The sequence below is a fragment of the Paenibacillus sp. MY03 genome, assembly GCF_002165585.1.
GTDB lineage: Bacteria > Bacillota > Bacilli > Paenibacillales > Paenibacillaceae > Pristimantibacillus > Pristimantibacillus agaridevorans.
The window spans coordinates 337,666-357,502 of record NZ_MXQD01000007.1 but is presented as its reverse complement, the minus strand read 5'-3'; the positions used below and the strand labels follow the sequence as shown (position 1 = coordinate 357,502).

Here is a 19,837-nt window from a genome sequence, read left to right as displayed (position 1 = left end):
AGCGCAACCATTCGAAGCTCACTACAATGAAGGAGAGGATCGTTCATGAATTACAAAGCATGTATGATTGCTGTTTGTATGTTGTTTGCATTCATTCCCAATAAGGCTCATGGTTCATCTGAACACTATTGGGTTGTAGAACAAGTCATCCAGGAACAGTTCGAGGACGTAGAGGTTGGCATGCTGCCAACAAGTTGGAGCAAGGTGCAAGGGGCTCAGTCAAGCGTAGCGGTTACGAACGACCCGGCAGATGCCGACAATCAGCTCTTATTAATTGAACGCAACCGAATCGATGATAGCCGGCTGGAATCCAGACTCAGAATCCCCGTAGAACATAGTCAGGCGGATAAATGGGTTGTCTCATTGAAGCTGAAACTGGAATCCTCATTAATCGGCCCGCAATTCTACAACAGTATTGGCGTTAATGGGGTTCAGTGGGTCATTTCCGGTCAAGAAAATGGCTTTCAGCTTTCTAGCCGTCAATCCAATGCAGGGGTTGGAGAAAACTTTGGACCGTTGTTGCCGTATGGCGAGTGGCATGATCTTATTATCGAATATGAACCTGCTGGAAGAGAGGATACTAGTATTCATTATTACATCAATGGCGAATTAGCATTAGTTACTTCAGGCTTCTTTGGAAAGGGGAGTGCAGGAGTCGAGCCGGATCGTATGATTAGCAAGCTAAGCTTTGATAATTTCAATACGGCAGGAAGCTTGCAATTATATATAGACGATTTGCAAGTTACGGCTAATAAACAGGTTGATCAGGAGCTGCAATCGTTGCTTCAAAGGGCAGATGCCTTAATTTCCGAGGATGTTTATAATTGGTTGGTTTCTGTCTATGACCCGCAACGAGGCGGATTTTATCATTCGATTAGCGCAAGAGATAACATGGAGTTTATACCGGATTTGGAAAGCACGCATTTTGCCTTTGAAATGTTGGTGGATGTAGGCATTGTACCAAAAGGGGAAATCCCGGCACATTTTTTGAGTGAGGAGATTACAGGCCCGTTAGTGCAGTCGATCCTGCAGATGCAAGATCCAGCAGATGGTTATTTCTATCATCCGCACTGGAAGAAGGCCATTACGGAATCCCGGAAAAATAGGGATTTGACTGCGGCTACATCATTATTAAGAAGATTTGGGGTAGAGCCGCTCTATACACTGCCTCAAGACCGGATAGCCAATCAAGCGGGAGTACAGTCCAGCAGCACAGCGCCAGAATATTTGCAGTCTGCTGAGGCGCTGCTCACTTGGATGAACAACCACTGGGAGCAAAGTACGCCTTATTCTGCGGGAAATGCTTTTTCCTCTGCGAGGGAACAGATTAGAACGGCGGGATTGCTGGATGTTGCGGTTGATTTTATTGCAAGCAAACAAAACCCAGCGACAGGGATGTGGGGAGAAGGTCTTGGTTTAATTAATTCGAATGCTACGATGAAATTGCAGGGTTTTTTCGCCGCATCGAATCGGCCATTTCCCTATATTGAGCAGATGATTGAAAGTATGGCCACCATTATATTGGATAATGGGAGCGAGCTAAGAGATGTTGTGGATATATGGAATCCACTCGTTGCGATTAACGGGGCCCTGAACAGCTACGAGACGATTCCCGCAGAAGTAAGGGAAGCCGTGGATGACGTCATTATTCCCCTAATCGAGACAGCGCTTAATCAAATTGATAAGTTTAAGCGTACTGACGGGGGGTACTCCTATAGCGAAAATAATAGCTCTTCCACATCGCAAGGCGCATATGTGGGTTACGGTCTTGAAGAGGGTGATGTGAACGCAACAAATATTGCCACGGTTCGGTTAAGAAACTCTATCTATCAAATGGCGGGAGTAGCGCCAAAACCTCTGTACGCAGGTACGGAATTTGCTAATCAGTTCCTGACCAAGTGGTATAACCTTGAGCCGATAGTGAAAATAGAAAAGCCATTAGGTCTGGAGGAGGACTTTGAGAATATTGCTCCAGGCAGATTGGCCCCTGGTATGACGAGATCTATAAGTGGAGAAAGTGTCATACAAGTTGCAGAGGATCCCGGCGAGGCAACCAATCAAATTTTGTTATTTGATCGGAAGGCTCTAAATACAAATACGCGATTGCAAATTCCGATTAATGTTGGGGTAGAACCGCCCAAAATCGTAATGTCTATGGACATTAGGATTGAATCTCCTGTAACGGGGACGCAGTTCTATAATAGTATTGGCAAGTATGGCGTGCAATGGGTGATTACGGGACGAGAGGATGGATTTCAATTATCCAATCGACGCTCAGGCAGCGGTGTAGGCACATCGGTTGGCAATCCGTTATCTTATGGAGAGTGGCATCATTTAACGATCGAATATGTACCTAATGGCGTGGACAATACGATCATCCGCTATTATATCGATCATGAGTTGGCGATGACAACATCTGATTACTATAATGATGGTCTAGTGTCGAATGAGCCTGAACGAGCAATCGATCGAATTCGTTTTGATAATTTTAATTCTGCGGGGATTATGAAGCTTTACTTGGATAATTTATCTGTAAAGGTTGAAGAGCTGGATGAAGATGATCATGTTGAAATCATACTCGGAATAGATGAAAATTTTGAGGATGTAACTTTGGGTCAGTTGCCTGATCAATGGACTCCCAATGTAGGAAGCGGAGCCAGGGTAGAGGTGGCGGGGGATCCGCTGCATTCAGACAATCGTGTATTATTGTTTGACCGTAATCTGCCTGAATCGGCCGCAAGCTCAAGCTCCAGGCTTCTTATTCCGTTCAAAGGGGGAACAGAAAGCCAAAAAGTAAAGGTTTCGATGAAGCTTATGCTGGAATCGAGCTCTACAGGTCCTTTGTTCTATAATAGTATAGGCGTAAATGCCGTGCAATGGGCGATTACAGGGCAAGAAAATGGATTTTTATTATCGAATCGTTATTCCGAAGCAGGCACAGGTGAGCAGATTGGCGATCTACTATCTTATGGAAGATGGTATGATTTCAGCATCGAGTATGAACCGGATGGTCGTCAGGACACGATTATTCACTATTATTTGGATGGCGAATTGATAATGACCACTTCTCAATATTTCAACAGCAATAAGCCCGGAGTAGAGCCAGACTCCGTTGTGAACAGGCTTAGATTCGATAATTTTAATAGTGCGAGAAATTTAAAGTTATATATTGACGACTTGAACGTGACAATTGGCGAGGAGGAGCCGTCGTATCATATTGAGGTAAATGTAGACGAATTGAATCTAACCATCGGTCAATCCCGTTCCTTACAAACGGTGGCAATCTTCGACAATGGAACGGAAATCGATGTCACCTCGGATGCTGTTTATACTTCAAATCGTGAAAGTGTTGCCACTGTTACGGATGAAGGCGTTGTTGAAGGGATCTCGGCGGGGACTGCGGAGATTGCGATTAACTATGAACAACTCTCGATTATAATTCCAATCACCGTAACAGGTAATGTTTATATTGCGCCGCCGCTAGTTCCCTTAAATGAACAAGAAGAAGATGAGGTTACTCCTGAAGTAGACGATCCTCATCCATCCGAATCCCAATCCCAATTAAATGATTTAGAAGGGCATTGGGCGAAGGCTGCAATCAGTAACCTCGCTCAGCTAGGGGTAATCCAGGGTTATCCGGATCAAACGTTTAGACCCGATCAAACGATGACCCGGGCTGAGATTATCACTATGCTGTCCAGATTGTTTGATCTTGGATCAGGCGAGGAACTGAAGCATCCGTTTCTCGATTTGAATCCCAATCACTGGGCGTATGACAGCATTGCCCATGCCTACCATATGGGCCTTATTCAAGGTATAACAAAAGATCGGTTCGCTCCCGAGGCTATGATCACAAGAGAACAATATGCAGTGGTACTCATGCGCGCTTTAAAGCTTGAAACAGTGACAACACCGCTATCCTTCCTGGATACGACAGAAATTTCGGGCTGGGCGTTGGAAGCGCTCCGGAGCCTGGTTCATCTTGGCATTATGGAGGGATATCCAGACGGGAAATTCCTTCCGCAGCAAGCGATGACTCGCGCAGAAGCAGTCGTAGTATTGGCAGGCTTGCTGGAAGCCGGAAGACTGGATGTAGAAATATAAGATTAAAGATAGCCGGATCAACAAAAAGATAGTCAGCAAAAGTGGTCCGGATAGAGCTGAAGAGAAATGATTGTATACGTGTTGTACCACTCCCAGTATATTTTTTGTGGGAGTGGTTATTTTTTTGGGCAAGTGCGAAAGGCCAATCAAATCTTTAGGAGGCGTATGAGTATGAGTATTTCACTACACTTGGTTTGTGATGCAAATGTATTGAACCCTATTGGTGAAATAGGAAAACAGTTAAACTTTTCCTTATCCGAAGAGGGCGTGCCGGTTACGATCGAGCAGGGAGACAACGGGCTTACGGTTGCATTTGAGAATGGCAAAGGCAGCATTATATATACGAAGAAGGTCGAGCTGTTTCGGGGGCTTTCCCTGCTCATTCCGGCTATACGGCGGGGCGAGGTCTATCACGTATCGCAATCCTCATTTTTTGATAACAACGGCGCTATGTTTGATTGCTCTAGAAATGCGGTTATTACTGTGCAAGCCGCCAAAAAAATGATCCGTTACATGGCTCTAATGGGACTGGATACCTTCATGCTGTATACGGAAGACACCTACGAGGTGGAGGGACTGGATTACTTTGGATATATGCGGGGGGCCTATACCAAAGATGAATTAATGGAGATCGATCGTTATGGCGCAGCCTTTGGCGTGGAGGTGATCCCTTGCATCCAAACCTTGGCCCATTTGACTCAAGCTCTTAAGTGGAAAGAAATTCATCATTTAGGGGATACCAAGGATGGACTTATGGTCGGGGAAGAAGAGACCTACCAATTCATTGAAAAGCTGATTGCCCACTGCGCAAATACGTTTGCGACCAAAAGAATTCATCTTGGCATGGATGAGGCGCTGCAGCTTGGACTGGGGCAATACCTGAAAAAATATGGATATAAATCGCATAGGGAATTAATGAACATCCATCTTGAGCGCGTGATGGCTATCGTAAAAAAATATGGATTACGGCCCATGATATGGAGTGATATGCTCACCTACAATGAGCGTACGGAAGAGCACAAGGTTGCATATGAGGTGGATAGAAGTCTTGATTTTGTTTACTGGGAGTATTTCACAATTGATGTGGACGCTCATCTTGCCAGTATTGCAGAAAACCAGAGGTTGTCCGACAACGTGATGTACGCGGGAGCCATATGGGGCTGGTCCAATGTAGCTGTGAACTATATTAAAACCTTTGATTCGTCAGAAACTGCGCTAATCGCATGCAAAAAAGCAGGAGTAAAGCAGGTTTTTGTCACAGTCTGGGGGAACACGGGCACAGAGGTCAATCTGTTCTATAACCTGTTAGGTCTGCAATATTATGCAGAGCATGGCTACAATGCCGAGGTGACGACTGATCTGATGCGCCAACGTTTTTTGGAATGTACAGACTATGATTATGATGCGTTTTATGAAATTTCCAGGTTTAATGTGTTGGACGACAGCAACAGGGCGACACGGGACGGATTTTCGAATGTGGCAAGGTGCATTCTGTATCAAGATCTTTTGAAAGGGTTATTTGACGTAAATCTAAAAGAACTTGGAATGGACTTAACGCAACACTATACAGCATTAGAACAAATGATGTCGGTATATCGCAATGACGAGCTATTTGATTATTTAACGAAGCTGGCGACTGTTTTAAAACAAAAATGGGATTTGGGCATTCGAATTACCAATGCGTACCGAAATAAGGATTTTGATACGTTGAAAGGTGTTATTGCCCATGATTTTCCGACATTAGCAGAGGCGGTAAAGGCTTTGCATGTCGTTCATCGCAATCAATGGTTGGCGACCTACAAGCCATTCGGCTGGGAAGTGCTTGACGCTCGATACGCCGCTTTATTATCAGCTATCGATTATGCGGCATTTCGATTGAATGCTTATCTTTCCGGGGAAGTAGAAACGTTGCCGGAGCTGGATTATGAGAAGCTGTTTTTTAATGACTGGGCGACAAAAGAAAATAGATCCGTCATCATGTGCCATCATTACGGCAGAGTTGTGTCAGCAGGAATTTTCGACTTATAAGTTTACATGCCATATTAAAGGGAGAAAATTACTGTAAGTATTGTCGGACTGACGAACGAACCCGAGCCTACTGATCCGGTTGATCCGAACGACCCTCTTAACATTGCGTACCAGAAACCTGTCTGGTGGAATGGATTCGCCTATTTTATATTTTGTGATAATTTGCTCCCTTTCAAGTTTTTTGGAACAAGTTCAAATTCAGGTGTTGCTCCTGCTCGGGTGTCGGGTACAGGCGAAACTGAAAAGTCATTTGCACAAACATCAACATCCTAAAGGGAACGTATATTCTCATTATAGCACAATGACATCTGGCATTCATCCTTCGTTTTTAAGAAAGGGGGTCTTTCTATCGAAAGTATAAGTGCAAGTAGGCTTCGCCTAACCGAAATTCATCCCCTCCCTGACGAGGAAGGGGACTTCTTTCAGAAATCCGTTAAAAATAGAGCAAAATTACCGTACTTTTGACCAGTTGGACAAAAAAACGCAAGAAAACCGCACTTCGGAACTGTTACGCTATTACCACCTGTTTGGCGAACTGCTTGCCTGTTCAGGTAAACTTTTTCAGCCAAATGGCATGAAGCTCAAAAATGTAGAGGGCGGTGACCTTACATGACAGAACGGATTTATTTTGCTACAGAAGCCTATATGCAGCATCTGGGCGGTCAGGCAGACAGAGCATTCGACTATACCCGGCCGCTTGCGAATGGCGAATGGCCCGAATGGCAGCGCGCTTTCCGCGAACGGTTGACCGACTTGACCGGCCTCAGCCGCATCCGCGAACAAAATCGCGGCTTGCCCCTCCTGCCCCGCTGCACGGAAACAGCAGAGTTTCCCGGCTACCGCAGGGAAAAATGGTACATCCAGGTCGAGCCGGGCGTGGAAAGCGCCTTCTACTTGCTGCTGCCTGAGACGAGCAAACCCCCGCTCCCGCTCGTGCTGACGCCGCACGGCCACGGCAAACGCGGAAAGGAAGTGTATGTCGGCAACTACGAGGATGAGAAGGAACGGGAAGAGTCGCTTGCTGGAGAGCGAGATGTTGCGCTTCAAGCGGTGCAGGAAGGGTATGCGGTTATTGCAATGGATGTGCGCGGCTTTTGGGAGATGGGCCGTGAGGAGGATCTCCTCGCCGGCAAAAAGTCCTCCTGCGATGAATTGCAGAGGCGGGCGTACATGTACGGCCGCACGCTGATCGGCGAGCGCGTGTACGATATGGGACGGCTGATCGATTACGCCGCGACCCGTCCGGAAATCGACACCGGCCGCATCGCCATTACCGGCAACTCCGGCGGGGGCACCGTTTCATTTTTTACCGGAGCGCTCGATGAACGGATTTCCGTCTGCGTCCCGTCCGCGTACTATTCGACGTTTCGTGGCTCGATCATGCATGTTCCCCACTGTCTGTGCAACTTTATACCGGGTATGATGGACCTGGGCGAGATGTACGATATTTCCGGACTGATTGCGCCCCGTCCCGCGCTGTTCGTCAACGGCATGGAGGACCGGATTTTTCCGATCGAAAGCGCGCGCGAAGCTTTTGCCCATACGCAGGCGATCTACAACGCCATTGACGGGCCCAACTCTGATCGCTGCGAGTTGTATGAAGGCAACGGCGGACACCGGTATTACAAGAAACGCGTCTGGTCGTTTATTCAGAAGCATTTCGGCGACTGTTGACGCAAGCCGCAAACATGAACTCGAACACGGGCATGAACGCGGGCACGAACACGGGGGAGACACGCCTTTGCCGCCCGGTACGAGCACAGCCAACCATAGACGCTCTCGATTTGCACCTACCTCGTGCGATGCAATCGAGAGCGTTTTACTTTATCTGGGCCATTAACCACACTGCTAAATCATTTAACGTTGTCCGCGATCGATCAGTTGCTCGCGGCGCGGACCGACCGAGATGTACCTTACAGGAACCCCGACCAGTTCCTCGATGCGCAGCACATAGACCTGCGCCTCTGTCGGCAGTTCCGCGAACGATCGCGCCGAGGAGATGTCCGTCCTCCAGCCGCGCATCGTCTCATACACCACTGCAGCCCCTTCCAGACGGGCATTGACGGGGAACCGCTTGTGTGGTGCTTTCTATGGTAGAAGGGATTGCTGAAAGGAAAGTCATATTCGTATCAACGCCTAGGGTCAGCTTATTCAGCCTTGAGTTGAAGGCAACTCCCGAGCGAGAAAATAATATCCTTTTGAAAGATTGCAGACCTGTATCGCTCAGCTGCTGCTGAGTTCATGCATCAGATAGTTCTTCATCGAAAGGATAGCAGTATACTCCATATATCTTATGAGAACCCAGTGTCACCCTTGGGATGGTTCTTTTATTAATGTGATCTTTCACGATTCCGAATTATAGTCGGCGCTGGCCAGTCACTGCGGCCGCAGTCCAACAGACAGAAGGCTCATTCATCTGGATAGATAAAAACTCACATATCCAAACGAGAATGCCATATTGCCTCTCTTTTATCGGTCGTTTACGCTGTAAAGGTGGGTAAAGTTAACAATTCAAACAAAAAGGAGAGGGTTACATGTATTTCAAAGTGAGGACGGCAGCCCTTCTGTCGGCGCTCCTCGTCCTGCTACCGGCATGCGCCGACAAGAGCGAAGAGACATCGGCTGCAACCGAATTCCCGGCCGCAGTCGATGTCTCCAAGGCAGGGATGCCCATCGTCCAGGAGCCGATTACGCTGCAAATGATGGTCAGCATTCGGGACACGACTGGTCTTGACTTGAACGAGGTGGCCGCCTTCCGGAAACTCCAGGAGATCACCAACGTCCAGATCAAATGGGATCAGGTGCTGATCTCGGCAATTAAGGAAAAACGTAATCTGGCGCTAGCTAGTGATACGCTGCCCGACGCCTTCTTCGCCGCCGCGTTGCCGAACGAGGATTTGCTGAAATACGGGGAGCAAGGCACCTTTATTCCGCTCAATGCACTGATCGACGACTACGCTCCCAATCTGAAGAAGGTGCTGGACACCAATCCGGACATCCGCAGAGCCATTACGTTTCCGAACGGCAACATTTATTCCTTGCCGTATTTGAACGAACCGTCCTCCACAGCCCTGCGCACTTTCCCTATCTTTTATTACAACCAGGATTGGCTGGAGGCGTTGGAGATGAAGGCGCCGGAGACAACAGAGCAATTTTATGACTATTTGAAAGCGGTTAAAAACGGAGACCCGAACAAAAATGGCCTGTTCGACGAAATCCCCTACGGCGGCAACAGCGTTGCCTTACTTGTAAACGCACTCAGCAGCGCCTTCGATGTTCGCAACCGAGGGCAGGACTTCATCGATATCGCCCCCCAGTCGGAAAGCTTGCGCTTCTATCCGGTGTCCGAGCGCTACCGTGAGATGCTGACCTATATTCATCGACTGTACGGAGAGAAGCTGATCAACCAGAATCTGTTCTCGATTAACGGCAATCAGTATTATACAGATGCGGCCAACGGCCTGTACGGCAGTACGGTATATTATGATCCGACAACAGTGTTTACCGGCGTGGCGAAGGAAGCCTTCACCGCCGGTCTGCCTTTGAAAGGACCACACGGCGATCAGAACAAAGTCATCTCCCATGTAATACGGGCCCAGAGCGGCTTTGTCATTACAAGCAAAAACAAACATCCCGAGGCCACGATGCGCTGGGCGGATTACTTTTACAGCGAGGAGGGCATGAAGCTACTGAGCATGGGGGTGGAGAACGAGTCGTTCCAGAAGACGCTGGACGGTGAATACGCGCTTACCGATGCGATCCGCAATCCTCCCGCAGGCGTCACGCAGGACCAGGCACTGGCGAAATACGCGATCTACGTTAATATCGGCACGCCGATCGGCATTCTCGACCAGAAGTTTTGGAAAGGCGCGGAGACGACACCGGACGCGCTGCAGGCGATTGATCGCATGAAGGACATGTTGGCCGACGGGGCTTGGCCCCCCTTCACCTACACGGAAGAGGAAGGCAAACGTCTCGCCGGCTTGTCGGCCGATATTGAGAAGTATGTCATCGAGATGCAGGCTAAATTTATAACCGGAGTCGTCCCCTTCTCCGACTGGAACAATTACGTCAAGACGATCGAAAGCATGGGCTTGGAAGAATATATGCAGATCAAGGGAGCGGCGTACAGCAGATATTCGGACGGCTAAAGAAGCTAAATCAAACAAGGAGGTGCTGTTATGGCAATCACGGAACTGCGCTCCGCGCCTCCCGTCCGGACGCGACCGGCGAACGGCTGGAGCTTAGCGCTGCGCCATTGGCAGCTGTACCTGTTCATGCTGCCGGCGCTGGCCTATTTTCTGATCTTTCACTATGTACCGATGTACGGCACGCTGATCGCGTTCAAAAACTTCAATGCAGCAGTAGGAATATGGGGAAGTCCATGGGCAGGCTTTGAACATTTCGAGCGATTCTTCAGCTCCTATTATTTCTGGCGCCTGCTACGCAACACGCTGCTGCTGAACCTGTACCTGTTGGTGCTGTTTCCGCTGCCGATCCTGCTGGCGCTGTCCGTCAACGAACTGGCCAACGGATCCTTCAAAAAATGGGTGCAGACGCTGACCTACGCGCCGCATTTTATATCGGTCGTCGTAGTCGTCGGCATGATGGTCACGTTTCTCGATCCGATTAGCGGTCTGGTCAATCATTTGGTGCTGGAGTTCGGCGGCCAGCCAATCGAGTTTTTGACCGCCCCCGGTTGGTTTCGACATTTGTTCGTCTGGTCGAACATTTGGCAAAGCGTCGGCTGGGCCTCGATTATTTACTTGGCCGCGCTGGCGGGCGTCAACATGGAACTGCACGATGTGGCCAAGGTGGACGGCGCTACCCGGCTGCAGCGCATTCGGCATATTAACATTCCGGCGATCTTGCCGACCGTCATTGTACTGCTTATCTTGGAGATGGGCAAGTTTATGACGATCGGCTTCGAGAAAGTGCTGCTGATGCAAAATGAGCTGAACTCCACCACCTCTGATGTCATTCAGACCTTTGTCTACGATAGCGGCTTGCTGCAAGGCCAGTACAGCTATGCCGCAGCCATCGGCCTGTTCGACTCCGTGATCAATATCGTGCTCGTCGTAACGATGAACCAGTTGGCCCGCAAAACAAGCGAGCACAGCCTGTGGTAGAGGAGGATACGCTAGTGAAATCGTTTCAACTGTCCGACAACGTCTTTGACCGGCTGAACCGGGTGCTGCTTCTCGGCGTAGTGTCCCTGATCGCCTACCCGCTGCTGTTTATTCTAAGCGCTTCGGTCAGCGATCCGGTGGCGGTCGGTTCGGGACAAATGTGGCTATGGCCAGTCCGTCCAACGTTGGCCGGATACGAGCGAATTTTCGAAAACAGCCTGATCTGGCTCGGTTACCGCAACACCATCATGTACACCGTCGTCGGTACGCTGCTGCATCTGCTCCTGCTGCTTCCGTGCGCCTATGCTTTATCCCGCAAGGAGGTCGCTGGAAAAAAGCCGATCGTGTGGATGATCCTGTTTACGATGCTGTTCAACGGAGGGCTGATTCCCACCTATTTGGTTATCAAAGCGCTAGGCATGCTGGACACGATCTGGGCCATCGTTATTCCCAATGCGGTCGGGGCCTGGGCGATGCTCGTCGCTCACGCCTTCTTCAAACAGAGCATTCCGGATGAGCTCGTGGAAGCCTCCAAAGTGGACGGCGCGTCGGATTTCTCAATCTTCGTCCGGGTCGCTCTCCCGTTGTCCGCCCCGATCATCGCGGTCATGGCGCTGTTTCACGCGGTCGGCCTATGGAATCAATATTTTAACGCCCTTATTTATTTGTCCGATAACCAACGGTTCCCGCTGCAGCTCATTCTCCGGCAAATTCTGATCGTGAACGAGATCGGCTCTGGCGATCCGCAGGCGATGATGGATCAGACCGGCGAAGTTCGCTCCATGCTGGACAAAGTAAAGATGGCCGAACTGATCAAATACGGCGTTATGATCGTCTCGTCTCTACCGCTTTTGATTGTCTATCCGTTTTTACAGCGTTTCTTTGTCAAAGGCGTGCTGATCGGCTCCATCAAGGGCTAAAGCGACTCCAGACTGTGGCGAATCGGGAGAAGGGCTAATGTTGAAAGGGCGGTTCGATATGAACAGATTCAGACAGGGAGAAATCAGCTTATCGTTGTTCGCCACCTATTTTCTGTCCTACATGCTGGTGTTTCTGATTCCGTTCGTCGCCATTAGTTCGTTCATCTACACCAATTCGGTGAACAGCCTGCGCGACGAAATTATTCGCTCCAACATCCACAAGCTGGAGCAGGTACGGGACATGACTGACCTACAGATCAGCCAACTGGCAAACATGGCGGCGACAATCTCGCTCGATCACCGATTGACGCCTTATATGGTCCGCCACGCTCCCACCGACAAGCTGGCGGTCGAGGAATTGCAGCGGCACAGGGCAGGCAGCGTCCTGATCGAAAATCTGATTCTCTACTATCTGGACAGCGAAGAGGCATATTCGCCGGGCGGCACGGGCAGTCTGAATTTGCTGCTGGGCGGGAGCTACCCGATTGGCGGGAGCTTCGAAGCCTTCCGTGAATTTCTAACCACCCTCTCCCATCCGCTGGTGCTGCCCGCTCCCGACCCGCAGCCTTCGGAGAACAGCCGCGCGAGAGGGCAATTGATTGCATACGTGCACCCGGTTTCCTTTAATTATTCGTCTCCGTACGGCGCGGTGCTGTTTCTGATCCGGGAATCGGTGCTGTCCGATCTGATCAGCAACATTCTGGGGGAATTTCACGGCAATGTGTACATGGTCAACGACAAGCACGAAATATTGGCTTCGAAGGACAACGGTCGTCAGTTAAACTTCTCGGATACTTCCCGGCTATTGGACAGCCGGCCGGGTGTCACTGACGAACTCATCGGTGGCCGGCATTATTCCGTGGTCACCGTCACTTCCAAAACAAGTGGCCGTTCCTTTGTCGCCGCCATACCGACTGCCCAGTTTTACAGCAAAGTCGCCGACCTGCAGTTTATTGCGCTCAACATGCTCGCACTGACCGCCCTGGTCGGGCTTGGCACCGCTATGTACTTGACCTTCCGCCAGTACCGGCCGATCCGCAACTTGTCCCGGTACCTCGGCGATCGTCAGAAGCTACCGGCCGCCGTACGCCGCCAAGACGAATTCCTCCGCATCCGCGATTCCTTCGACAACCTGTTCCGGGATAGCGAGCAATTGCGCGTCAAGATGCTCGTGCAGCAGCCGTTCGTCCGTGACCAGTGTCTGCTGCGACTGCTGCAGGGCGAGGCGGACAGCAGCGGGACGAAACTGACGGCAGTGATCCGCGATTTGCGGCTGCAGTTGCCCGGTCCTTGTTATTTCGTGGCCGTCCTGTCGTTTCACCACGCCGACCGGACGGACGAACGTGCTGTGCATAGCCTGGAACAAGCGCTGCGACTGCTGACGAAATGGACTTGCCCGGAAGGGATCGGCTATGGCGTGGAACTGATTCACGATCAGGCTATCGCGCTCATCGTCACTCTCCATGATGCCGACAGCCCCGCGCGTCAGCGTCGGTACATGACCAGGCTTGTCCAGCGGTTGCAGGAGCAGGGACAACTGCTTCCCACGATCGGGGTCGGGCAGTTGTGCAACTCGCTGAGTCGGATCAACCGTTCTTTCATCGAAGCAACGGCCGCCTTGCAGCACACCTTGATCAACGGACAAAGCTGCGTCATTTATTTCGACGAAATGGCTGTACAGTCCGGCAGCAAGCACTGGTATTCCGACGCTGAAAAAATGAAATGGACGCAAAGTCTGAGGAAAGGAGATTTTACCGTTTCCCGGGAAGCGTTACGCATCATTACCGGCGAAATGCTTGGCAAAGACGTCCCGGTCGAACAAGTCAAATGCATGTGCTTTGACTTGATCAATGTCGTGCTGCGCACGATGGCTGAATTGGATGTGCCCCTCCCCCCCGAGCGCTTGAAGACGCTGGTTGCCTTCCGATCCGTGCAGGAGTTGGAGGTCATGATCGAGACGCTGATGCTCGACATATGCGATGCAGCTCGCAAACATGCGGAAGAGCGGCATCACCATATTCGGGACGGCGTGCTGCAATATATCCTCCACAACTACAAACAGCATGAGTTGAATCTGGAAACGACAGCGCAGACGTTTCAATTGTCCGTCTCCTACTTGAGCCGACTGATCAAGGAACAAACTGGCGCCACGTTTACCCAGTCGGTGTGGCGGCTGCGACTGGAAGAAGCGAAACGTCAACTGCAGGAAACCTCAGCGCCGATCAAAGACATCGTGACGGATATCGGTTACTTGGACACGGCCAGTTTTATCAGCCGCTTCCGGAAAGCTGAGGGGATGACTCCGGGGCAATACCGCGAGCAGCACGCACCGTCGGCGTCCACGGGGAGCGAGGCGAGAAGGCGGAGCAACTGCGCTTCCGGATAGAGTAGAGCGTGGCCGGACGGGGCTGTCCCAAAAGTCATCGTTATTTGACTGAAGCCCCTTCTCTAAATTGTAAAACAAAAAGAAACCTTTCCTTGGTAAAATGGAGGTACCACCCAACCACATACCAAAAGGAGAGGTTTCTTTTGTACATTCAATATACCATGGACCAACTTCATCTGCCAATGGACTTGGAGGACGACATTCCTCCCAATCACCTCGTTCGTGTAGTCAATGAGACCGTCAATCACTTAGATGGCAAGATCTTCAGGGATGCTTACCCCGGTGGAGGAAGAGACAACTACCATCCCAAAATGCTCACCAAAGTCATCATTTATGCCTATACACAGCAGAATTACTCTTCTTGCCAGATTGCCAAGGCGGTCCGTGAAAATATCATGTTTATGTGGATTACCGGCAGACAACGCCCAGACTTCCGGACCATCAATCGGTTTCGCTCTGAGCGGATGAAAGACATATTGGAGACCGTCTTCACTGGCGTGCTCCAATTTCTTGCTGCAGAGAAGTATGTAAAGCTTGAGCATTACTTTGTAGATGGCACTAAAATCGAAGCGAACGCGAATCGATACACAGAAGTGAGGACGGGTACGCCCTCTCGGTTCGAAGGGTGATTGAGCCGGAAAGTGTATTCGGGCAAATAAAGAATAACCGAGGATTCAGACGTTTTCTGCTTCGAGGCCTGCCAAAAGTAAGCCTTGGGGGCGGGTGGTTTTCACTCGCCCATAATTTGCTCAAGAAGGTCGCAATCGACCAAAAAGCAGAAATGGTGGTGCAGGGATAGCCTCCCCAGCACCACCAATTCTTTATTTTCGCTGACATTTCAACACGTGTACTGTCTCGTCAAACAAAAAAACCTACTTTTGAGACAGCCCTCCTCCTCATCAAACCGTACGTGAGGTTTTCCCTCATACGGCTTTCCGATGTTCGTCATTCTTGTGCATGCGGATTACAATAACGTTTTGAGTCCATACTGTTTAGCCAGTAACTTGACTTCGCGGATCGAGCTGATCCAGCGTGAGCGTTGCCTCTTCTTCGCATACCATCTCGAAAGCCGCTGTATGATGTACCAATCCAGCTTCGCCATCTTTAATTGGCTATAGGCCGTGTAGTAATAGTTCCGCCACCCCTGAATCTTGGGGTTCAACCATTCCACATGTTCCTGGAATGACTTATGCCGCATGCTCGGTGGTGCCAATTTTTCCTTTACCACTTCCCAATGCGTTCCTCTGCTTTTCGAGTAAGCCATTGCAGGGTTGTGTAGTACACCTTTCCCTTCGACGTTTCCGCTTTCGTCTTCCGATGGTGCAGGCCAAGGAAGCCGAAGCCTTCGTCTCCCATCCAGAGGCCGACGATTCGGGTTTTCGTCGGATGTAACGACAGTTCCAATCGCTCCATGATCGCACGTATAAACTCATAAGCACGATCTGCATCGTTCCTTGATTTTGCACACTTAATGGAGAAAATTGATTTTAATAATGAAACAATAGCTAATCGATGCAGATCATTGCATGACTTTGGATTCAAAGAGCTTAAACTCCGATCGGTATTCACTAGAGTTTCTTTTGCCATTGGTGGTTTAATTAATGGAGCTACAAGGAAGGCAGAACATAAGACATCGCAAGAAAATTATGATTTTACTTCTGAAGAGAGCAAAAAACAACTAATTACTATATTAAAATTAAAACAAGAAATCGAAATATATAAAGAGTTACACGGTGGGTCTGACTTAAACAAATGACAAAGTGAAATGTATTCGTGAGCCTGAGCTACTGGGCTGCAACCCGCAAGTAAGTTTGAGATAAAAAGAAATAAGGGGTTGAGCTGTAGGGAGACATAAGTTCAATGTGTAGCGACAGCACAGGGCGTTGCTTTTCCTTGGCTGTCGTTTTTTTAATACAAGTGGATGCCTGTGGACGCTATTTTGAAAAGTTATTTATCCCATTTGTGTTCTTCTTCAGTTAATGCAAGACGACTTAGCTTTAATATTGTACAGTCATAAGTTATAATGAGCAAAGATGAAAAGACTAGGAGATGATATAAATGCCACTCTCTTGTGGTATCGTCGGTTTACCGAACGTTCCAGCTTTCATCGGGTTTAAACTATGATTGTAGGCAGATTCTCGTTATAATTGAAGGGCCACTTCAAAACCACACACACTTCGCTTAAAGTATGTTCTGCCATCCCCCGATTACAATCGGAGCTATATCATACAAAAAGGAGCCTCGCTATAGTTAAGCAAGGCTCCTTTGTTGTTACTACGTAAGCGTCAAATAGCCCCCACCTTGAAATCAAGATGAGGGCTATTGTTTTGGCAAGTTTACTCTTGTTTAAATATGCGGCAAGTTAGCGGTAGCGATGATGACCACGGAAGAAGCCTGTCCAGTGCATACGGATCTTTAGGATCGGCTAACTGAGGTAGCTGTTCAAAAAGATACTGAAGGTACTTGAACGGATTTAATCCATTCTCCTTCGCTGTTTCGATAACGCTGTAGATCGTCGCACTTGCCTTTGCACCGCGCGGTGTATTGGCAAACAACCAATTCTTCCGTCCAATGACGAATGGTTTAATCGCGCGTTCACTCCGATTGTTGTCGATCTCCAGCCGTCCGTCTTTCAAGAACACCGTCAGCTTCTCCCACTGATTGATACTGTAGGTGATCGCCTCTCCGAGCTTGCTCTTTGGCAATGCCCGCGAGCGCTGCTGCTTCAGCCACACCAAATAAGCATCCAAAAGGGGGAGACTCCGCTCCTGACGGATGGTGTAGCGTTCTTCGGCTGCCGCCTTGACCAGCTCGCGCTCGATCGCAAATAGCTGGTTACAGAAGGCAAGTCCTTGCTGGGCTGCGGTCGTTGTCTTATCTTGCGTAGGCGGCAACGCTTTTAATGCCTCGTCGAACTTCCGGCGTGCATGGGCCCAGCATCCAACAAGTGTCACGTCCTTGACCTTGTGATAGCCGGAATAGCCGTCCACATGCAGGTAGCCGCTGAAACCTTCGAGGAAGTTCCTCGGGTGCTCGCCGCCGCGCGTCGACCGGTAGTCGTAGAGGACGATTGGCGCATCGGTACGGCCCGTACGATACAGCCACATGTACGAACTGGATGACGCGGACTTGCCGGGCTCCTGCAGAACTTGCAGTGTCGTCTCGTCGGCATGCAGAATGTCCTTGCTCAGCAAGTGCGCACGCATGCGGTCCGTGAGAAGCGACAGCCACTGCTCCGATCCGTAGATCATCCAGTTTGCCAGTGTTTGGCGCGATAGCGTAAGTCCGAGCCTTGCGAATTGCTGCTCTTGACGATAGAGCGGCTGGCTGTCCACATACTTCTGGCTCATGACATGCGCCACAATGGACGGGGACGCCAGACTGCCCGGCTGAATCGGTTTAGGCATGGGCGCCGTAACGACGGGCGTGCGAATCTCTTTCCGCTCACATTGGCGGCACGCATAGACCTGCCGCACATGACGGATGACCTTCACCTCCGCCGGGATAACAGCAATCTCATTACGCGTTTCGGTGCTCATCTCATGGAGTCCACCGCCACAGCACGAGCAGAATTGCTCAGACTCCGGCAAGGCATAGTGGATCGTCTCGACAGGGAACTGATCCAGCTTGGTTTCCCGGTTGCCAGAGGTCTTCTTCCGGCTGTACGTGACCGTCTCGACGTCTGGCTCTTGAGGAGCGGACGCAGCAAGCACTTCAGCTTCGTTAAACAGATTCATCTCCAGTTGGTCGGGATGCGTCTTCTCGCTGGAAGCGCCGAAGCGCTTCTGCTGAGCCAAGCGAAACTGCTCTTCATACCATTTGAGCTTCGCAGAGAGCTCGGCAATTTGCTGTTCCTGCTTTGAAATTTGCTGCTGGAGTATTTCGGGGTTAGGGGTTTCCGTTCGCTTTTCCATACCGTATGATTTCGATAACGCGCAGGCAAGTACCTGCTGCCAGGTATGACAATTTGCGTAAGAAAATGATTTGTTAAATGACTACTTCGGCCCGTACTTTCGGATGCGCCTGCCGTTGACTTAGCGATAGCCCGTCAAGCAGCCAGCGAAGCTCGCGGTTTGTGATCGCAACAGGCTCCCCATTTGCCTGCGGCCACTGGAACGTACCGCGTTCGAGCCTGCGGTAGTACAACCAGAATCCGTTATGCTCCCAATACAATATTTTAAGTTTGTTACGTTCACGGTTGCAGAAAACGAACAGCGCCGGAGAAAAGGGACTCATCCCGAGTCCTTCTTGGACGAGTGCGGCAAGGCCGTCGATGGATTTGCGTAGATCCGTGCTGCCACAAGCTAGATAGACGGGCTTTGACGTGATTTCGTTTAACATACTGGATCGGCCCCCAGTGCTCGAACAACTTCGCGGAGCAAGGCGGGCTCAAATCCCGCATCGACTTCGATGACGACTGCACCGATCTGAATGCGAAGTGAACGGCAAGGCGCCGGTTTCACTTCAGGAGTCACCTGAACAGGAATGAAGGTCGTCTGTTTAACGGAAGAAGATGCGGGTGACTCATCCAGCTTCTTTATCCATGTGTAAAGTTGACGGCGGTCGATTTGATTGGCTTTGCACCAATGTGTTGTCTTTTCGCCACTTGCACGAAATGCCTCGACACGAGCTTCCCATTTCATTCGAATCTCTTCTCTGCTCATAGAAAAATCCTCCTCAGAATGGCTATTGAGGAGGATTTTCTCATAACGATCGCTCGATTCGAAGGTGGGGACAGTTTGACGCTTACGTTACTACTTGACCTTGGAGTACATTTTTCAATGAGTGTTCGTGTGTATAAAATGTGTATAAAAAATCTAAAACCTATGATATTCTTATGCATTTTCACGAGCATCTCGAATTAACAAAAATCCCCGCGATCCCAGAAATATCAAGGGATCGCGGGGATTTCTCTATTTATCAAATTCATCCTTATGCAACGTAATGGCGTCCCAGGAGGACGCCATACTCTCCAAAGCTAGCTTAGGCATTTTAGGCAACACACTGTTTGAACAGGCTCCCTCGTAATGATTCAGATTCCTCACTCAGACACATGAGTTCGAAAAATTTCATCTTCGATAGAATTGACATTGAAGATGAAGGATAGAGAAGTAGTTGCCTGATTTTTCACGTTCAAATGGCTCAATATGGTCAACTTAAAGAAGACATCCATCCTAACTTTGAGGACAGATGTCTTTTTCTGTGGTTTTCAGGCAACTGAGAAAAAGTAACAGGTTCATCAGCGACCCTCGTAAACTCCCTCTGACTTT

13 protein-coding genes and 3 pseudogenes are annotated in these 19,837 nt (G+C 49.7%); 10 read left to right on the top strand and 6 right to left on the bottom strand.

Going from position 1 to position 19,837, the window contains the following annotated elements:
* Positions 1–45 precede the first annotated feature (45 nt).
* On the top strand, positions 46–4,104 hold the full coding sequence (locus B1748_RS09020) for an S-layer homology domain-containing protein (protein ID WP_087567558.1): 4,059 nt from the start codon (positions 46–48) through the stop codon (positions 4,102–4,104).
* Positions 4,105–4,275: 171 nt separating this feature from the next.
* Complete coding sequence (locus tag B1748_RS09015; RefSeq protein ID WP_179215490.1) at positions 4,276–6,132, top strand: beta-N-acetylhexosaminidase; 1,857 nt, start codon at positions 4,276–4,278, stop codon at positions 6,130–6,132.
* Positions 6,133–6,304: 172 nt separating this feature from the next.
* Here B1748_RS09015 and B1748_RS37945 read toward each other — a convergent pair whose 3' ends face one another.
* Positions 6,305–6,394: a helix-turn-helix domain-containing protein gene (locus B1748_RS37945; RefSeq protein WP_179215489.1), complete on the bottom strand. Its 90-nt coding sequence runs from the start codon at positions 6,392–6,394 to the stop codon at positions 6,305–6,307.
* A gap of 347 nt (positions 6,395–6,741) precedes the next feature.
* Between B1748_RS37945 and B1748_RS09005 the strand changes: the two genes are divergently transcribed.
* A complete protein-coding gene (locus B1748_RS09005; RefSeq protein WP_087567555.1) occupies positions 6,742–7,806 on the top strand; it encodes an alpha/beta hydrolase family protein in 1,065 nt (354 codons plus the stop codon).
* 183 nt (positions 7,807–7,989) lie between these two features.
* On the opposite strand, the pseudogene B1748_RS09000 reads toward B1748_RS09005, so the two are convergent.
* Positions 7,990–8,196 (bottom strand): annotated as a pseudogene (locus tag B1748_RS09000) (adenylosuccinate synthetase); the annotation flags it as partial.
* 470 nt (positions 8,197–8,666) lie between these two features.
* On the opposite strand from B1748_RS09000, the gene B1748_RS08995 reads away from it, so the two are divergent.
* The 6 genes and pseudogenes from B1748_RS08995 to B1748_RS08970 all read left to right on the top strand — a co-directional run.
* Positions 8,667–10,283 carry an extracellular solute-binding protein gene (locus tag B1748_RS08995; protein ID WP_087567553.1) on the top strand — a complete coding sequence of 539 codons (1,617 nt, stop codon included), beginning with the start codon at positions 8,667–8,669 and terminating at the stop codon, positions 10,281–10,283.
* 30 nt (positions 10,284–10,313) lie between these two features.
* On the top strand, positions 10,314–11,261 hold the full coding sequence (locus B1748_RS08990) for an ABC transporter permease (RefSeq protein WP_087567552.1): 948 nt from the start codon (positions 10,314–10,316) through the stop codon (positions 11,259–11,261).
* Between the two features lie 14 nt (positions 11,262–11,275).
* A complete protein-coding gene (locus B1748_RS08985; protein ID WP_087567551.1) occupies positions 11,276–12,181 on the top strand; it encodes a carbohydrate ABC transporter permease in 906 nt (301 codons plus the stop codon).
* 58 nt (positions 12,182–12,239) lie between these two features.
* On the top strand, positions 12,240–14,567 hold the full coding sequence (locus B1748_RS08980) for a helix-turn-helix domain-containing protein (protein WP_179215488.1): 2,328 nt from the start codon (positions 12,240–12,242) through the stop codon (positions 14,565–14,567).
* Between the two features lie 143 nt (positions 14,568–14,710).
* Positions 14,711–15,163, top strand: a pseudogene (locus tag B1748_RS08975) (transposase); the annotation flags it as partial.
* Positions 15,164–15,186: 23 nt separating this feature from the next.
* Positions 15,187–15,366 (top strand): annotated as a pseudogene (locus tag B1748_RS08970) (transposase); the annotation flags it as partial.
* 165 nt (positions 15,367–15,531) lie between these two features.
* Here the strand turns inward: B1748_RS08970 and B1748_RS08965 are convergent.
* On the bottom strand, positions 15,532–15,795 hold the full coding sequence (locus B1748_RS08965; RefSeq protein WP_256975584.1) for a group II intron maturase-specific domain-containing protein: 264 nt from the start codon (positions 15,793–15,795) through the stop codon (positions 15,532–15,534).
* 243 nt (positions 15,796–16,038) lie between these two features.
* Between B1748_RS08965 and B1748_RS36360 the strand changes: the two genes are divergently transcribed.
* Positions 16,039–16,323 (top strand): hypothetical protein, encoded by a 285-nt coding sequence (locus B1748_RS36360; RefSeq protein WP_143810272.1) that lies wholly within the window; start codon positions 16,039–16,041, stop codon positions 16,321–16,323.
* A gap of 580 nt (positions 16,324–16,903) precedes the next feature.
* Here the strand turns inward: B1748_RS36360 and tnpC are convergent.
* The 3 genes from tnpC to tnpA form a co-directional block, all read right to left on the bottom strand.
* On the bottom strand, positions 16,904–18,481 hold the full coding sequence (gene tnpC / locus B1748_RS08955) for an IS66 family transposase (protein WP_087567548.1): 1,578 nt from the start codon (positions 18,479–18,481) through the stop codon (positions 16,904–16,906).
* Positions 18,482–18,554: 73 nt separating this feature from the next.
* The gene (tnpB, locus tag B1748_RS08950) at positions 18,555–18,908 is read right to left on the bottom strand and encodes an IS66 family insertion sequence element accessory protein TnpB (RefSeq protein WP_087567547.1); all 354 of its coding nucleotides are present in this window, start codon (positions 18,906–18,908) and stop codon (positions 18,555–18,557) included.
* Positions 18,902–19,231 carry an IS66 family insertion sequence element accessory protein TnpA gene (tnpA, locus tag B1748_RS08945; RefSeq protein ID WP_087567546.1) on the bottom strand — a complete coding sequence of 110 codons (330 nt, stop codon included), beginning with the start codon at positions 19,229–19,231 and terminating at the stop codon, positions 18,902–18,904. Before tnpA ends, tnpB begins: the two co-directional genes overlap by 7 nt.
* Between the last annotated feature and the right edge of the window lie 606 nt (positions 19,232–19,837).